Annotated in this window: 17 protein-coding genes and 1 other RNA gene; 8 read left to right on the forward strand and 10 right to left on the reverse strand. The window is 52.6% G+C overall.

What is annotated here, in order from left to right; genetic code table 11:
• Positions 1-2: 2 nt before the first annotated feature.
• The 7 genes from ABIE11_RS11315 to ffh form a co-directional block, all read right to left on the reverse strand.
• On the reverse strand, positions 3-1,367 hold the full coding sequence (locus ABIE11_RS11315; protein ID WP_429184521.1) for a PepSY-associated TM helix domain-containing protein: 1,365 nt from the start codon (positions 1,365-1,367) through the stop codon (positions 3-5).
• A 57-nt stretch (positions 1,368-1,424) separates the two neighbouring features.
• Positions 1,425-1,829 (reverse strand): DUF2946 domain-containing protein, encoded by a 405-nt coding sequence (locus ABIE11_RS11320; protein ID WP_319417920.1) that lies wholly within the window; start codon positions 1,827-1,829, stop codon positions 1,425-1,427.
• A gap of 129 nt (positions 1,830-1,958) precedes the next feature.
• Positions 1,959-2,306 (reverse strand): 50S ribosomal protein L19, encoded by a 348-nt coding sequence (rplS, locus tag ABIE11_RS11325; RefSeq protein ID WP_095282974.1) that lies wholly within the window; start codon positions 2,304-2,306, stop codon positions 1,959-1,961.
• 44 nt (positions 2,307-2,350) lie between these two features.
• The gene (gene trmD, locus ABIE11_RS11330; protein ID WP_100779248.1) at positions 2,351-3,118 is read right to left on the reverse strand and encodes a tRNA (guanosine(37)-N1)-methyltransferase TrmD; all 768 of its coding nucleotides are present in this window, start codon (positions 3,116-3,118) and stop codon (positions 2,351-2,353) included.
• Between the two features lie 31 nt (positions 3,119-3,149).
• A complete protein-coding gene (gene rimM, locus ABIE11_RS11335; RefSeq protein ID WP_100779247.1) occupies positions 3,150-3,689 on the reverse strand; it encodes a ribosome maturation factor RimM in 540 nt (179 codons plus the stop codon).
• A 15-nt stretch (positions 3,690-3,704) separates the two neighbouring features.
• The gene (gene rpsP / locus ABIE11_RS11340) at positions 3,705-3,953 is read right to left on the reverse strand and encodes a 30S ribosomal protein S16 (RefSeq protein ID WP_014171249.1); all 249 of its coding nucleotides are present in this window, start codon (positions 3,951-3,953) and stop codon (positions 3,705-3,707) included.
• 269 nt (positions 3,954-4,222) lie between these two features.
• Positions 4,223-5,584 (reverse strand): signal recognition particle protein, encoded by a 1,362-nt coding sequence (gene ffh / locus ABIE11_RS11345; RefSeq protein ID WP_100779246.1) that lies wholly within the window; start codon positions 5,582-5,584, stop codon positions 4,223-4,225.
• 166 nt (positions 5,585-5,750) lie between these two features.
• On the opposite strand from ffh, the gene ABIE11_RS11350 reads away from it, so the two are divergent.
• The gene (locus ABIE11_RS11350) at positions 5,751-6,542 is read left to right on the forward strand and encodes a cytochrome C assembly family protein (RefSeq protein ID WP_100780834.1); all 792 of its coding nucleotides are present in this window, start codon (positions 5,751-5,753) and stop codon (positions 6,540-6,542) included.
• Positions 6,543-6,560: 18 nt separating this feature from the next.
• On the forward strand, positions 6,561-7,850 hold the full coding sequence (locus ABIE11_RS11355) for an HlyC/CorC family transporter (RefSeq protein WP_100779245.1): 1,290 nt from the start codon (positions 6,561-6,563) through the stop codon (positions 7,848-7,850).
• Positions 7,851-7,899: 49 nt separating this feature from the next.
• Here ABIE11_RS11355 and grpE read toward each other — a convergent pair whose 3' ends face one another.
• On the reverse strand, positions 7,900-8,493 hold the full coding sequence (gene grpE / locus ABIE11_RS11360; RefSeq protein WP_231275163.1) for a nucleotide exchange factor GrpE: 594 nt from the start codon (positions 8,491-8,493) through the stop codon (positions 7,900-7,902).
• A gap of 121 nt (positions 8,494-8,614) precedes the next feature.
• On the opposite strand from grpE, the gene nadK reads away from it, so the two are divergent.
• The 3 genes from nadK to bamE all read left to right on the forward strand — a co-directional run bounded on the left by nadK (position 8,615) and on the right by bamE (position 11,720).
• A complete protein-coding gene (gene nadK, locus ABIE11_RS11365; protein WP_015960089.1) occupies positions 8,615-9,493 on the forward strand; it encodes an NAD(+) kinase in 879 nt (292 codons plus the stop codon).
• A gap of 85 nt (positions 9,494-9,578) precedes the next feature.
• On the forward strand, positions 9,579-11,240 hold the full coding sequence (gene recN, locus ABIE11_RS11370; RefSeq protein ID WP_429184522.1) for a DNA repair protein RecN: 1,662 nt from the start codon (positions 9,579-9,581) through the stop codon (positions 11,238-11,240).
• Positions 11,241-11,378: 138 nt separating this feature from the next.
• Complete coding sequence (bamE, locus tag ABIE11_RS11375; RefSeq protein ID WP_100779241.1) at positions 11,379-11,720, forward strand: outer membrane protein assembly factor BamE; 342 nt, start codon at positions 11,379-11,381, stop codon at positions 11,718-11,720.
• A 63-nt stretch (positions 11,721-11,783) separates the two neighbouring features.
• Here the strand turns inward: bamE and ABIE11_RS11380 are convergent, their stop codons facing one another.
• Both ABIE11_RS11380 and ABIE11_RS11385 read right to left on the reverse strand, forming a co-directional pair.
• Positions 11,784-12,071 carry an RnfH family protein gene (locus ABIE11_RS11380; protein ID WP_429184523.1) on the reverse strand — a complete coding sequence of 96 codons (288 nt, stop codon included), beginning with the start codon at positions 12,069-12,071 and terminating at the stop codon, positions 11,784-11,786.
• Positions 12,061-12,498 carry a type II toxin-antitoxin system RatA family toxin gene (locus ABIE11_RS11385; protein ID WP_198520732.1) on the reverse strand — a complete coding sequence of 146 codons (438 nt, stop codon included), beginning with the start codon at positions 12,496-12,498 and terminating at the stop codon, positions 12,061-12,063. Before ABIE11_RS11385 ends, ABIE11_RS11380 begins: the two co-directional genes overlap by 11 nt.
• 162 nt (positions 12,499-12,660) lie before the next feature.
• Between ABIE11_RS11385 and smpB the strand changes: the two genes are divergently transcribed.
• The 3 genes from smpB (at position 12,661) to ABIE11_RS11400 (ending at position 15,001) form a co-directional block, all read left to right on the forward strand.
• Entirely contained in the window at positions 12,661-13,143 is a 483-nt protein-coding gene (gene smpB / locus ABIE11_RS11390) for an SsrA-binding protein SmpB (RefSeq protein WP_095282985.1), read from the forward strand.
• Between the two features lie 99 nt (positions 13,144-13,242).
• Positions 13,243-13,605, forward strand: a transfer-messenger RNA (tmRNA) gene (ssrA, locus tag ABIE11_RS11395).
• 166 nt (positions 13,606-13,771) lie between these two features.
• On the forward strand, positions 13,772-15,001 hold the full coding sequence (locus tag ABIE11_RS11400) for an integrase domain-containing protein (protein WP_095661423.1): 1,230 nt from the start codon (positions 13,772-13,774) through the stop codon (positions 14,999-15,001).
• The last annotated feature ends 126 nt before the right edge of the window (positions 15,002-15,127 follow it).

Here is a 15,127-nt window from a genome sequence, read left to right on the forward strand (position 1 = left end):
CACTATTTGGTGGATTCCGACAGCGTCAACAGGCACTGCGCGCGCCAGCGCAGCCAGTCAATCAGCACGAAAAATGCCAGACTGACGCCCATCACCGGCATCATGATCCCCAGCATCACGCCGATAAAGAGCGTGACTCCTCGCCCACTGGCGGGGAGAGCAAGCCAGCACTGACAAAGCGTGAGCACCGGATTGCCGGTGGCCTGAACCGGACGACGCATCCACCACATCCGATACCCCCACGCAATCAACACGCACAGCGCTACGCCGAAAACGATCAGGATCAGCTGATTCACCAGACCGAATAAAATCCCCATATGGAAATCCACGCCCCAACGGGTCAACTTCGCCATCAGCGGGAAGTCAGCGAAACGCGTCCGATCGAGGATCTGCATTGAGTGCGGATCAACGGCAACCGCGTCCACCTGCGTGGGCCAGCCACGATCGATTTCCGTGACCGTCCAGGCCTGGTCTGCCATTTTAGCGGGGCGAATTTCCAGCTTGTTCGCATCAATCCCCGCGCTTCTGGCCGCATGCAGGACGCTGTCAAAGAGCGTCAGATCCATGGCCATATCCGGCATCATCGCATCGTGATAGCCGCGATGTTCAGCATGAGGATCGACTTCTGCCGCGGGAGCGTGCAACTGTGTATTGACCTGCGGCGTCAGCCAGTTCATCTCTTTACGTAGCTTATCGACATTACCGCCCGCCCATTGTGACCAGGTAAGCCCGGTCGCAGAAAACAGTAACATCCCCCCCAGCAGACCCCAGCCGAGCGCGACATGCACGCGACGGCGGTTCTGGAACCGGTTATTGATACGTCGCTTCGGGCGGGTATAAAACCACAGCGCAATCCCGCCCAGGGCAGCAATCCACATCCAGGAAGCGGCCAGCTCACTGTATAAACGCCCGATATCCCCCAGCATCAGCGAGCTGTGCAGATAGTCGATGGTCTGGCGCAGCGGCAAAATTCCGCTGGTGCCGTAGACCGTCATATCGCCGCGTACTTCCAGGCTCACGGGATCGATAAAAATCGCCCGATTCTCCGACGGCCCGAGCATCGGGTCGGCAAACATCACGCGCGTAGTTTCACCCGGGATCAGCCCTGGTCGTACAGCCTGCAGACGAAGTTGGTCCCCAATGGCTTTCTCCGCGACTGCAATTTGCTCGGCCAGAGGTTGAGCTTCACCGGCGGTATCGCTAAACAGCGCATGTTTGTACAACATGTTTTCGAGCTGCGGTGTCGCCACGTAGAGCGTCCCCGTTAGCGCAGCGAAAAAAATGAACGGGCCGACAAACAACCCGATATAGAAATGAAGGCGTCGCAGCAGGTTTCCCCATGCTGCGCGTGGCGTGCTGACAGTCATACTTTTCCTTTTTGCAGGCAAAACGTTATCGATGCGCAAAAGCGCATTCTTTATGGTTTAAAGGGAAAAAGCTGACCGCTGCGGTGGCGCGCGGGTATCAGGATACAACCAGGGGAAAAAGTGCCAGTGACTCACCGCCTGTCGCGGCGGTTTAACGCGATGTCGCAATAGCACAGCACACAACAGCACGATCAGCGCCAGCATCAGGCCCGGCACATGGGCCATTAGCACACAATAGCCACAGGCTTCGGCGTGATCGACAGGCATTGAGTGCGGCGACTCACCATGATGTTCTGCCATCGACATCTGGCTCATATCATGATGCATCCCCGGCATTGCGCTCATGGGATCTTTTTGTAGCGAAATGGAGATCAGCGGCGCAACCACGATCAGCAGGATCGCAAACAGCGCGGTCCAGGCCGCTGTGCGTTTCAAGGCTGATTGATGCAGTGCGTTATTCACTTACCCTCCGCTAGAGAGCGGCTATTGTAAATGATTTATGAAACGAAGGTTAACAAGCGGCGCGGATTTACATAAAAAAGGGCCGGCCTTGCGGCCAGCCCTTTTAACAGGATGTTGCTTAAGCGAGTCTTAGTTCAGACGCTCTTTGATACGAGCAGACTTACCAGTACGCTCACGCAGGTAGTACAGTTTAGCTTTACGTACAGCACCACGACGTTTGACAGTAATGCTGTCAACTACTGGAGAGTGAGTCTGGAAGACACGCTCAACACCTTCGCCGTTGGAAATTTTACGAACAGTGAATGCAGAGTGCAGACCGCGGTTACGAATAGCGATAACCACGCCCTCGAATGCCTGCAGACGTTTTTTGGAACCTTCAACAACCCATACTTTCACTTCCACGGAATCACCCGGACGGAATGAAGGTACGTCCTGCTTCATCTGCTCTTGTTCAATTTGCTTAATAATGTTGCTCATAATTTAATCTCTTATCCTGGGTAAACTGATATATCGGGAGCGTTTTACGCTTGCCCATCATGTTTATGTTGCTGTTGTGCGTGCTCTTTTTGGAACTCCGCCAGCAACCTTACTTGCTCTTCAGTCAGAGCCAGGTTTTCCAGAAGTTCAGGTCTTCTAAGCCAGGTTCGGCCCAGCGACTGCTTCAAACGCCAGCGACGTATCTCGGCATGGTTCCCCGACAGCAATACCGCCGGTACTTCCATCCCTTCTAACACTTCAGGGCGGGTATAGTGTGGACAGTCCAGCAATCCATCTGCAAAAGAGTCTTCTGTTGCTGAAGCTTCATGGCCCAGTACACCCGGAATAAACCGGGCAACGGAGTCAATCAGCGTCATTGCCGGTAACTCACCACCGCTGAGAACGTAATCGCCGATTGACCATTCTTCATCAATTTCGGTCTGAATTACGCGCTCATCTATCCCTTCATAGCGACCACATACCAGAATCAGCTTTTGATTCGTGGCCAGTTCGCTTACGCCTGCTTGATCAAGCTTGCGTCCCTGAGGTGACAGATAAATCACCTTTGCGCCTTCACCTGCCGCGGCTTTTGCTGTATGGATGGCGTCCCGTAAGGGTTGCACCATCATTAACATCCCCGGTCCGCCGCCGTAAGGACGTTCGTCCACGGTACGGTGCCGGTCATGCGTGAAGTCACGAGGACTCCAGCTTTCGATGTTCAGCAGGCCTTTTTTTACTGCCCGGCCAGTTACCCCGTAATCAGTAATCGCGCGGAACATTTCAGGAAACAGGCTAATTATGCCAATCCACATAGCGCCGTCTTTTACCGTTTATCCGGAGAATTTAAAAACCAGGATCCCAATCTACTTCGATAGTTCGCGTAGTGAGATCGACTTTCTTGATAACCTGCCCATCGAGGAACGGAACCAGCCGCTCCTTGATGCCAAACGCATCTTTCAGGTTTGCCTTAATGACGAGAACGTCATTTGACCCGGTTTCCATCATATCGATGACTTTACCCAGGCCATAGCCTTCAGTGGTGACAACCTGGCAACCCATAAGGTCTTTCCAGTAATAATCACCCTCTTCCAGCGAAGGCAGCTGCGATGAATCGACGACAATTTCGCAATTAGTCAGCAGATTCGCCGCATCGCGATCGTCAACGCCTTTCAGCTTGATCACGATATCCTGATTGTGGTGGCGCCAGCTTTCCAGCTCGACCGCTTCCCACTTACCACCTTTCTGGATAAACCAGGGCTGGTAGTTAAAAATGCTTTCAGCGTCTTCAGTGGAGGAAAACACTCTGAGCCAACCACGGATACCGTAGCAAGAACCCATTTTTCCCAATACGATCGGTTCAACAGGTGCTTTATTGCTCATCATGACCACCGTGACAGATTAAGCTGCTTTGTTTGCTGCTTTGATAAGCGTAGCAACGCGATCGGAAACAGTAGCGCCCTGGCCAACCCAGTGAGCGATACGATCCAGATCCAGACGGGTTTCTTCTTCAGAACCGCTAGCGATCGGGTTGAAGAAACCAACGCGCTCGATGAAGCGACCGTTGCGTGCATTACGGCTGTCAGTCACAACAACCTGGTAGAACGGACGCTTTTTTGCGCCGTGACGTGCTAAACGAATAGTTACCATAACATCCTCTTGTGTGAATAAAACACAGGGCCCCATCGAGGAACGGAGCCCAGTGTCATATTAAAAGCCCGAAAATTTTACTGATTTCTGGAGAAATTGCAATCAGCATATGCTTCACATATGCCAAACAAGGGTTATAAGGCGTATATCGGTGCAGCCAGTTTAGTTCCGGCGTGCGCGCAGAAAGCGGAGCGTACACGTAGTACGTGAGCATTTCGAGCACACCCCGGAGCTAAAATGGCAAACAAGATAGCCTTATATCCCTTGTTTCAGCGGCCAGGGAATCCCGGCGGCATCATGCCCTTCATCCCACGCATCATTTTCGCCATACCGCCCTTCTTCATTTTCTTCATCATGCGCTGCATGTCGTCGAACTGCTTCAGAAGGCGGTTTACATCCTGCACCTGCATCCCGCAACCAGCGGCGATGCGGCGTTTGCGCGACCCTTTAATGATTTCAGGCTTCGCACGCTCTTTCAGCGTCATCGAGTTGATGATCGCCTCCATGCGTACCAGCACTTTGTCATCCATCTGCGCTTTTACGTTATCAGGGATCTGGCCCATGCCCGGCAGTTTGCCCATCAGGCTGGCCATGCCGCCCATGTTTTTCATCTGACGGAGCTGTTCCAGGAAGTCGGTCAGATCGAAACCGTCGCCTTTTTTCAGCTTGCTCGCCAGCTTCTCAGCCTGCGCGCGGTCAACTTTGCTCTCGATATCTTCGATCAGCGACAGCACGTCGCCCATGCCAAGAATACGGGAAGCAATACGATCCGGATGGAACGGCTCCAGCGCTTCGGTCTTCTCGCCGACGCCGAGGAATTTAATCGGTTTCCCGGTGATATGACGAATCGAGAGCGCCGCACCACCGCGGGCATCACCGTCAACTTTAGTCAGTACGACACCGGTTAATGGCAACGCTTCGTTAAACGCTTTTGCGGTATTCGCCGCATCCTGACCGGTCATTGCATCAACAACAAACAGGGTCTCTACCGGATTAATCGCGGCGTGAACCTGTTTGATTTCGTCCATCATCGCTTCGTCGACGTGCAGACGACCGGCGGTATCCACCAGCAGCACGTCGTAGAATTTCAGCTTCGCTTCTTTCAGCGCCGCATTAACGATATCAACGGGCTTCTGCGCGACGTCGGACGGGAAGAAATCCACACCAACCTGCTGAGCCAGTGTTTCAAGCTGTTTGATCGCCGCCGGGCGATAAACGTCGGCAGAGACGACCAGCACTTTTTTCTTGTGCTTTTCGCGCAGGAATTTACCCAGCTTACCTACGCTGGTGGTTTTACCCGCACCCTGCAGACCGGCCATCAACACCACCGCTGGCGGCTGTGCGGCCAGGTTCAGCACCTGGTTCTCTTCGCCCATTGCCGCAACCAGTTCGTTGCGCACAATTTTGACGAACTCCTGACCTGGGGTCAGGCTCTTATTCACTTCATGACCAACCGCTTTCTCTTTTACGCGGCTGATGAACTCGCGCACAACGGGCAACGCCACGTCGGCTTCGAGCAACGCCATGCGCACTTCGCGCAGCGTTTCTTTCACATTGTCTTCGGTAAGGCGCCCACGGCCGCTGATGTTGCGCAGCGAGCGCGACAAACGATCGGTTAAATTATCAAACATTGTCTCTCGCCTGAGGTAGAAACGTTAGGTCGCTAGCGCGACACGTACACAGAATTTTGCCGCAGTATAACATGAAGGCGCCTTTGTTGTTATGCAACGGTTGGAGCGCGCCTCACGTAACGTTATACTGCTTATCTTTCTTATTAAGACAACTGTCGACGCCTATATGCCTGTTTTCGCACTGATCGCCCTTGTTGCCTACTCTTTCAGCCTTGCGCTGATCATTCCCGGCCTGTTGCAAAAAAACAGCGCCTGGCGACGGATGGCTATTTTGTCGGCAGTTATCGCACTGGTAAGCCATGCGTTCGCACTGGAATCACGTATTATTCCGGGCGACGGCAGCGTACAAAATCTGAGCGTGCTGAACGTCGGCTCGCTGGTCAGCCTGATGATTTGTACGGTGATGACGATTGTCGCGTCGAAGAATCGCGGCTGGCTGCTGCTCCCTATTGTCTACGCCTTCGCGCTGATCAATCTGGCGTTCGCGACCTTCGTACCAAACGAGTTCATTACGCATCTGGAAACCACGCCGGGCATGATGGTCCACATCGGCCTGTCGCTGTTCTCCTACGCCACGCTAATCATTGCGGCGCTGTACGCCATGCAGCTGGCGTGGATCGACTACCAGTTGAAAAACAAAAAACTTGTTTTCAACCAGGAAATGCCACCGCTGATGGTCATTGAGCGTAAGATGTTCCACATCACTCAGATTGGTGTGGTGCTGCTGACGCTGACGCTCTGCACGGGTCTGTTTTATATGCAGAACCTGTTCAGCATTGAGAATATTGATAAAGCCGTTCTCTCTATCATCGCGTGGTTTGTCTATATTGTCCTGTTATGGGGCCACTATCACCAGGGCTGGCGCGGTCGTCGCGTCGTCTGGTTTAACGTAGCAGGCGCTGGCATCCTGACACTGGCCTACTTTGGTAGCCGCGTCATACAGCAGTTCGTCGGCTAAGCAACAAAGGAGTTCCCCCTGGAACACATCTCCACCACCACGCTGATCGTCACCCTGATCGTCATGGTGGTCATCTCCGCCTACTTCTCCGGCTCAGAAACCGGCATGATGACCCTGAACCGCTACCGGTTACGACATCGCGCCAAACAAGGCAACCGTGCCGCCCGACGCGTTGAAAAGCTGCTGCGCAAGCCCGATCGTCTGATTAGCCTGGTGCTGATCGGCAACAACCTGGTCAATATTCTCGCCTCCGCGCTGGGCACTATTGTTGGGATGCGCCTCTATGGCAACGCCGGTGTCGCGATTGCGACTGGTGTACTGACGTTTGTCGTCCTGGTGTTTGCTGAAGTCCTGCCGAAAACCATCGCCGCCCTCTATCCGGAGAAAGTCGCCTATCCGAGCAGCTTCCTGCTCGGCCCGCTGCTGATCCTGATGATGCCTCTGGTATGGCTGCTCAACATGGTTACCCGCCTGCTGATGCGCATGGTCGGTATTAAAGCCGACGTGGTGATCAGCAGCGCACTGAGCAAAGACGAGCTGCGCACCATCGTGCATGAATCCCGCTCGCAGATTTCGCGCCGGAATCAGGACATGCTGCTGTCGGTGCTGGATCTGGAAAAAGTGAGCGTTGACGACATCATGGTGCCGCGCAACGAAATCGTGGGTATCGACATCAACGACGACTGGAAAGCCATCGTCCGCCAGCTGACCCACTCTCCCCATGGCCGCATCGTGCTGTACCGTGATTCACTGGATGACGCCATCAGCATGCTGCGCGTGCGCGAAGCCTATCGCCTGATGACCGAGAAAAAAGAGTTCACTAAAGAAGTGATGCTCCGCGCCGCCGATGAACTCTATATTATTCCAGAAGGCACGCCGCTGAGTACGCAGCTGGTGAAATTCCAGCGTAATAAAAAGAAAGTGGGCCTGGTGGTCAACGAGTATGGCGATATCCAGGGGCTGGTGACGGTCGAAGATATTCTGGAAGAGATCGTCGGCGATTTTACGACGTCAATGTCGCCATCGCTCGCCGAAGAGGTCACGCCGCAAAACGACGGTTCAGTGCTGATCGACGGCAGCGCCAACGTGCGTGAACTCAACAAAGCCTTTAACTGGCATCTGCCGGAAGACGACGCTCGCACCATTAACGGTATGATTCTGGAAGCACTGGAAGAGATCCCGGCATCCGGCACCCGTGTGCGCATCAGCCAGTACGATATTGATATCCTGGACGTGCAGGACAATATGATCAAACAGGTGAAAGTTATCCCGGTCAAACCACTGCGGGATAGCGTCGCAGAACGCTAGTGTGTAGTCCGGGTGAGGCAATGCCGCCACCCGGCACTACAGAGGCAAATTACGCCTTCGCTTTCGCGACAGTAACCATCGCGGCACGAATAGTACGACCGTTCAGCGTATAGCCTTTTTGCATCACAGCCAGCACGTTGCCAGCAGCTACATCTTCAGATTCAACCATCGCAATCGCCTGGTGGACGTTAGGGTCCAGCGCTACGTTGGTATCCGCAACCACTTCAACACCGAACTTACGCACCACGTCGAGCATGGATTTCAGCGTCAGCTCAAGGCCTTCGACCATCGCCGCCATGTCCGGGTTAGCTTTATCAGCCACTTCCAGCGCACGATCCAGGCTATCAATCACCGGCAGCAGTTCGTTGACGAATTTCTCTAGCGCGAACTTATGCGCCTTTTCCACGTCCAGCTCGGTACGGCGACGCAGGTTTTCCATTTCCGCTTTGATACGCAGCACGCTTTCGCGCTCACGATTCTGGGCTTCAGTTAACTGAGCTTCCAGATTCGCAATTTTTTCATCGCGCGGATCCACCTGCTCAGCAGAAGCATCCGGCTCTACAGCCTCAACTTCTTCGTGCTGTTCCATGATAATTTCTTCCGGGGCTTGCCCCTCAGGCGTTTTCTGTTCTTTACTACTCATGAATTTCTCCGCGTTTTTCTGCATTCATCTCGCTAACTTCGCTTATTATGGGGATCAGTTTCCGAGATTCAAGGGAACAAAGCATATTGTCACCATCAATCGGCACAAGGACCTCCAGAAAATGAATAATCATTTCAAGTGTATTGGGATTGTCGGACATCCACGTCACCCTACTGCGCTGACGACACATGAAATGTTGTATCGCTGGCTGTGCGCAAAAGGCTACGAAGTGATGGTGGAGCAGCAAATTGCGCAGGAATTGCAGCTCAAAAATGTGAAGACCGGCACGCTGGCAGAGATTGGCCAACAGGCGGATCTCGCTGTAGTCGTCGGCGGTGACGGCAACATGCTCGGCGCGGCTCGCACTCTGGCACGCTACGATATCAAAGTCATAGGTATCAACCGTGGTAACCTGGGCTTCCTGACCGACCTCGATCCTGACAACGCCCATCAGCAGTTAGCCGACGTTCTGGACGGCCATTACATCAGCGAAAAACGCTTTTTGCTCGAAGCGCAGGTATGCCAGCAGGACTGCCAGAAACGGATCAGCACGGCCATCAACGAAGTGGTCCTGCATCCGGGAAAAGTCGCCCATATGATTGAATTCGAAGTCTATATCGATGAAGTCTTCGCTTTCTCCCAGCGCTCAGACGGGCTAATCATCTCGACGCCAACCGGCTCGACCGCCTATTCCCTCTCCGCTGGCGGGCCTATTCTGACCCCCTCGCTGGATGCCATCACTCTGGTGCCGATGTTCCCGCATACCCTTTCGGCCCGCCCACTGGTTATCAACAGCAGCAGCACCATCCGCCTGCGCTTCTCGCACCGCCGCAACGATCTCGAAATCAGCTGCGACAGCCAGATCGCGTTGCCGATACAGGAAGGCGAAGACGTGTTAATTCGCCGCTGTGACTACCACCTGAATCTGATACATCCGAAAGACTACAGCTATTTCAACACATTAAGTTCTAAGCTCGGCTGGTCAAAAAAATTGTTCTAAATTTGCATCTAGCACTTTACTGGATAAAAAACCAGTTTATACTGTATGAAAACACAGTTATGGTTTTTCATACAGGAAAACAATTATGCTGGCACAACTGACCATCAGCAACTTTGCCATTGTTCGTGAGCTTGAGATCGACTTCCAGAGCGGAATGACGGCCATTACCGGTGAAACCGGTGCAGGTAAATCTATTGCCATTGATGCGCTCGGCTTGTGTCTCGGCGGTCGCGCAGAAGGCGACATCGTGCGCACCGGCGCTAGCCGCGCCGATCTCTGCGCGCGCTTTTCCTTAAAAGATACCCCTGCCGCACTGCGCTGGCTTGAAGTCAATCAACTCGAAGATGGACGTGAGTGTTTACTTCGCCGCGTCATCAGCAGCGATGGCCGCTCTCGCGGCTTTATCAACGGGACTGCGGTTCCCCTTTCTCAGCTGCGTGAGCTGGGCCAGCTATTGATTCAAATTCATGGCCAGCACGCGCATCAGCAGCTCATTAAACCTGAACAGCAAAAAGCCCTGCTTGATGGCTATGCCGGTGAGTACTCGCTCACTCAGTTGATGGCTGAACACTATCGTCAGTGGCATCAAAGCTGCCGCGAACTGGCACAGCATCAGCAGCAAAGTCAGGAGCGCGCCGCGCGCGCCGAACTGCTGAACTATCAGTTGAAGGAACTCAACGAATTCAACCCGCAGCCGGGTGAGTTTGAGCAGATCGACGAAGAGTACAAACGGCTCGCCAACAGTGGGCATTTAATCTCGACCAGCCAGCAAGCGCTGAATCTGCTGGCTGATGGCGAAGATACCAACCTGCAGAGCCAGCTCTACACCGTGCGCCAACAGGTTACCGAACTGGTCGGTCTCGACAGCAAGCTGTCTGGCGTGCTCGACATGCTGGAAGAGGCGGCGATTCAAATTTCAGAAGCCGGTGAAGAGCTGCGTCACTATTGTGAGCGCCTGGATCTCGACCCTAACCGCTTATTCGAGCTGGAGCAGCGCATCTCCCGGCAGATCTCTCTGGCACGTAAACACTACGTCACACCGGAAGAGCTGCCGAACTATCACCAGTCGTTGCTGGATGAGCAGCAGCAGCTCGACGATCAGGCCGACTCGCTGGAAACGCTGTCCCTGGCGGTGAATGTCCATCATCAGCAGGCGCTGGCCACGGCGAAGCAGCTTCACGATGTTCGCCAGCATTATGCTCAGGAGTTGGGTCAGCACATCACGGACAGCATGCATGCGCTGTCTATGCCACACGGTGTCTTCACCATCGACGTGAAATTTGAAGTCAATCATCTTACCGCCGAAGGGGCAGACCGCGTTGAATTTCGTGTGACCACCAACCCAGGCCAGCCTTTACAGGCCATTTCCAAGGTGGCCTCTGGTGGGGAACTCTCGCGCATCGCTCTGGCAATTCAGGTGATCACGGCGCGTAAAATGGAAACCCCGGCGCTGATCTTCGATGAAGTGGACGTGGGGATCAGCGGCCCGACCGCCGCCGTCGTTGGCAAATTGTTACGTCAGTTAGGTGAATCCACTCAGGTCATGTGTGTCACCCACCTGCCGCAGGTAGCCGGTTGTGGGCATCACCATTTCTATGTCTGCAAAGAAACCGACGGTGAAATGACGGAAACGCATATGCACCCGCTGGATAAAAAGGCGCGCCTGCAGGAGCTGGCACGTCTGCTTGGCGGGAGTGAAGTGACGCGCAATACGCTGGCGAATGCGAAAGAACTGCTGGCCGCATAAACTTTTTCGGGATCTCAGGGTCATACAGAACAACAAAAACGCCGTCAGACCGGTTTCAAAGTGGGGCAAGGTCTATTATCATCGGCATATAACATATGAGCCGCGTATTGCTCGGGCCCGAAAAGGAATCAAATCACTATGCGCTGTAAAACGCTGACCGCTGTCGCAGCGGTTCTTCTGATGTTGACCGCAGGTTGTTCCACTCTGGAGCGAGTGGTTTACCGTCCTGACATCAACCAGGGGAACTACCTCACACCTAACGATGTGTCTAAAGTTCGTGTCGGGATGACACAACAGCAGGTCGCTTATGCACTGGGAACCCCGATGATGTCCGATCCGTTCGGCACTAACACCTGGTTCTATGTCTTCCGCCAGCAGCCTGGCCATGAAGGTGTTACGCAGCAGACGCTGACCCTGACCTTCAACAGCAGCGGTGTGTTAACCAACATTGACAACAAACCCGCGCTTACCAAACAGTAAGGTTTCCGAAATGCAAAAAGGTGCTCACTGAGCACCTTTTTTGTATCTTAACGTCGCTTCGCCCTACTTCCCGGCCTTCTCCGCCCGCTGACGGCGCAGCTCTTTTGGATCGGCAATCAGAGGTCGATAAATCTCAACGCGATCGCCATCACTCACAACATCTGCAAGTTTGACCGGTCGACTGTAGATACCGACTTTATTCTTCGACAGATCGATATCGCTGCGCAGTTCCAGCAGACCAGAGGCGCGAATCGCTTCTTCAACGGTTGCCCCCTCGTCCAGCTTCACCCGCTGCAGGTATTGTTTTTCCGGCAGTGCGTAAGCCACTTCCACCGTGATTTTAGGCAACACTGTAAACCTCTTTGGCGCGCACGGTGAATGCCTGAACCATATTGGAGGCCAGCTCTTTAAAGATGCGGCCAAACGCCAGTTCAATCAGCTTATTGGTGAACTCGAAATCCAGGTGAAACTCGATGCGGCAAGCATCAGCACTGAGTGGCGTAAACTTCCAGCCACCCATCAGGGTCTTGAACGGCCCATCCACCAGTTGCATCAAAATACTTTGATTGTTGGTCAGCGTATTACGGGTCGTGAACGTTTTGCTGATCCCCGCTTTCGACACATCCACGGCGGCAGTCATCTGCGTCGGGCCAGCATCCAGCACCCGGCTACCGGTACATCCCGGAATAAACTGCGGATAAGACTGGACGTCATTCACTAACTGGTACATTTGTTCCACGCTGTAAGGCACAAGCGCAGTACGGCTAATCTGAGGCATAGCATTTTCCATGGTCACACAACGGACAAATAATAACATTTATCCCCTGTTAAAAAAACGCTAAGCCTTATCTCGTGCTAAGATAGCGCGTTGGACCTCACAGGATGCAATCGCAATGAGGTTACTTTTTGAACTCAGATTACCTATGGCTTCACGACACTTATGACGAAGAAAAAAGCACATAAACCTGGCTCGGCAACCATTGCGCTGAACAAGCGTGCCCGCCATGAGTACTTCATTGAAGAAGAATTCGAAGCTGGCCTTGCGTTGCAGGGCTGGGAAGTCAAATCCCTGCGCGCAGGTAAAGCCAACATCAGCGACAGCTACGTAATTCTGATTGATGGCGAAGCCTTCCTGTTTGGCGCAAACTTTACGCCGCTGGCCGTCGCCTCTTCACACTATGTTTGCGACCCGACGCGCACGCGTAAACTGCTGCTCAATCAGCGCGAACTGGCTTCACTTTTTGGCCGCATTAACCGCGAAGGTTACACCGTCGTCGCCCTGTCTCTGTACTGGAAAAATGCCTGGTGCAAAGTGAAAATCGGCGTGGCGAAGGGTAAAAAACAGCACGACAAACGTGATGACGTGAAAGACCGTGAATGGCAGGTCGACAAAGCGCGTATCATGAAGCACGCAGGCCGTTAATTTCTGCCTGAATTTTGTACTTTTCACGCTGATTTAAGAACTTATCGTTCCACGCTGGCATCACCGATGCCAGTTCTGGTATACTGGGTTCAACACATTGGGGCTGATTCTGGATTCGACGGGATTTGCGAAACCCAAGGTGCATGCCGAGGGGCGGTTTGCCTCGTAAAAAGCCGCAAAAAAATAGTCGCAAACGACGAAAACTACGCTTTAGCAGCTTAATAACCTGCTAAGAGCCCTCTCTCCCTAGCCTCCGCTCTTAGGACGGGGATCAAGAGAGGTCAAACCCAAAAGAGATCGCATGGATGTCCTGCCTGGGGCTGAAGTGTTAAAACTAATCAGGCTAGTTTGGTAGTGGCGTGTCTGTCCGCAGGTGCCAGGCGAATGTAAAGACTGACTAAGCATGTAGTACCGAGGATGTAGGAATTTCGGACGGGGGTTCAAATCCCCCCAGCTCCACCACTTTTTAGTTGTTTGAAGTATACTGAAGTCTACCAAGCCCGCATGGAACTAGCCTTGCGGGCTTTTTTACGTCTACAGAAGTCTACTGAAATTTGCTAGAAGCTACTCCTTATGGCACCCTTTTTGGGACCCAACGCAAAGGGTCCCAAAATCGAGGGTCCTAAAAATGGCAAAGATCGCTAAGAAACTCACTGACACTGAAATCAAAAATACCAAGCCAGCAGAAAAGGAGATCAACCTTTTTGATGGTGACGGCCTGATGCTACGAATCGCTCCCCTATCAAAGGGTGGTAAGAAAAATTGGTATTTCAGGTATGCAGTGCCAGTAAGTAAGAAGCGAACAAAGATGAGCTTAGGAACCTACCCTCATCTCACACTTGCCAAAGCTCGGGCTTTACGTGATGAATACTTGTCGTTGCTTGCAAATGGTATCGATCCGCAGATTCACAACAACGATAAAGCCAATGCCCTTAAAGATGCCACTGAGCACACGCTACAGGCGGTTGCTAGGAAATGGTTAGATGAGAAGGTCAAGACTTCTGGTATCTCTCCAGACCACGCAGAAGATATCTGGCGGAGCCTTGAACGAAATATCTTCCCCGGTTTAGGCAACGTTCCGATCAAAGAGATCCGTCCCAAGCTCTTAAAACAACACCTTGACCCCATAGAACAACGAGGCGTATTGGAAACCCTACGCCGTATCATTTCACGTTTAAATGAAATTTTTCGTTGGGCTGCTACAGAAGAGCTTATTGAATTTAACCCTGCTGATAACCTCGGTCAGCGATTCAGTAAGCCTAAGAAGCAAAACATGCCCGCTTTACCACCAGATGATTTACCCCGATTCTTAATTGCTCTATCTAACGCTTCTATACGACTCGAAACTCGTCTTCTAATTGAGTGGCAACTCCTTACGTGGGTTCGTCCGGGAGAAGCTGTCCGTGCTCGGTGGAGTGATATAGACGAAGATAATCGATTCTGGAACATCCCCGCTGAGTTTATGAAGATGAAACGCCCTCACAAGATTCCGCTGAGTAAAGAGGCTATGCGTTTACTTGAGTTAATCAGACCAATCAGTAGTCATAGAGAGTGGGTTTTCCCAAGCATTAAGGCCCCGCTTAACCACATGCATGAGCAAACAGCTAATGCTGCAATCATCCGTATGGGATTCGGTGGTGAACTGGTAGCTCACGGAATGCGTTCTATAGCAAGAACGGCTGCTGAAGAAAGCGGTAAATTTAGAACAGAGGTGCTTGAATCCGCCTTAGCTCATACCAAGAAAGATGAAATCATAGCCGCTTACAACCGTGCTGAGTATCTTGCCGAAAGAACAGAGCTGATGCAGTGGTGGGGAGATTACGTTCAAGCTCAGAAGGTTAAAGCAATTGCTGCGTGAAGGATTGCACTTGCTAACAAAGCTATGCATAGAGCATCAAGCAGCACATCCCCGACAGCCAACACTATGGATTTCACAGATATAGTTGCATCGCAGGAAAAAGCAAAATCAGGCAAAAATAATTGA

This window comes from Lelliottia sp. 489 (assembly GCF_050435885.1).
In the GTDB taxonomy this organism is placed as follows: Bacteria; Pseudomonadota; Gammaproteobacteria; order Enterobacterales; family Enterobacteriaceae; genus Enterobacter; species Enterobacter nimipressuralis.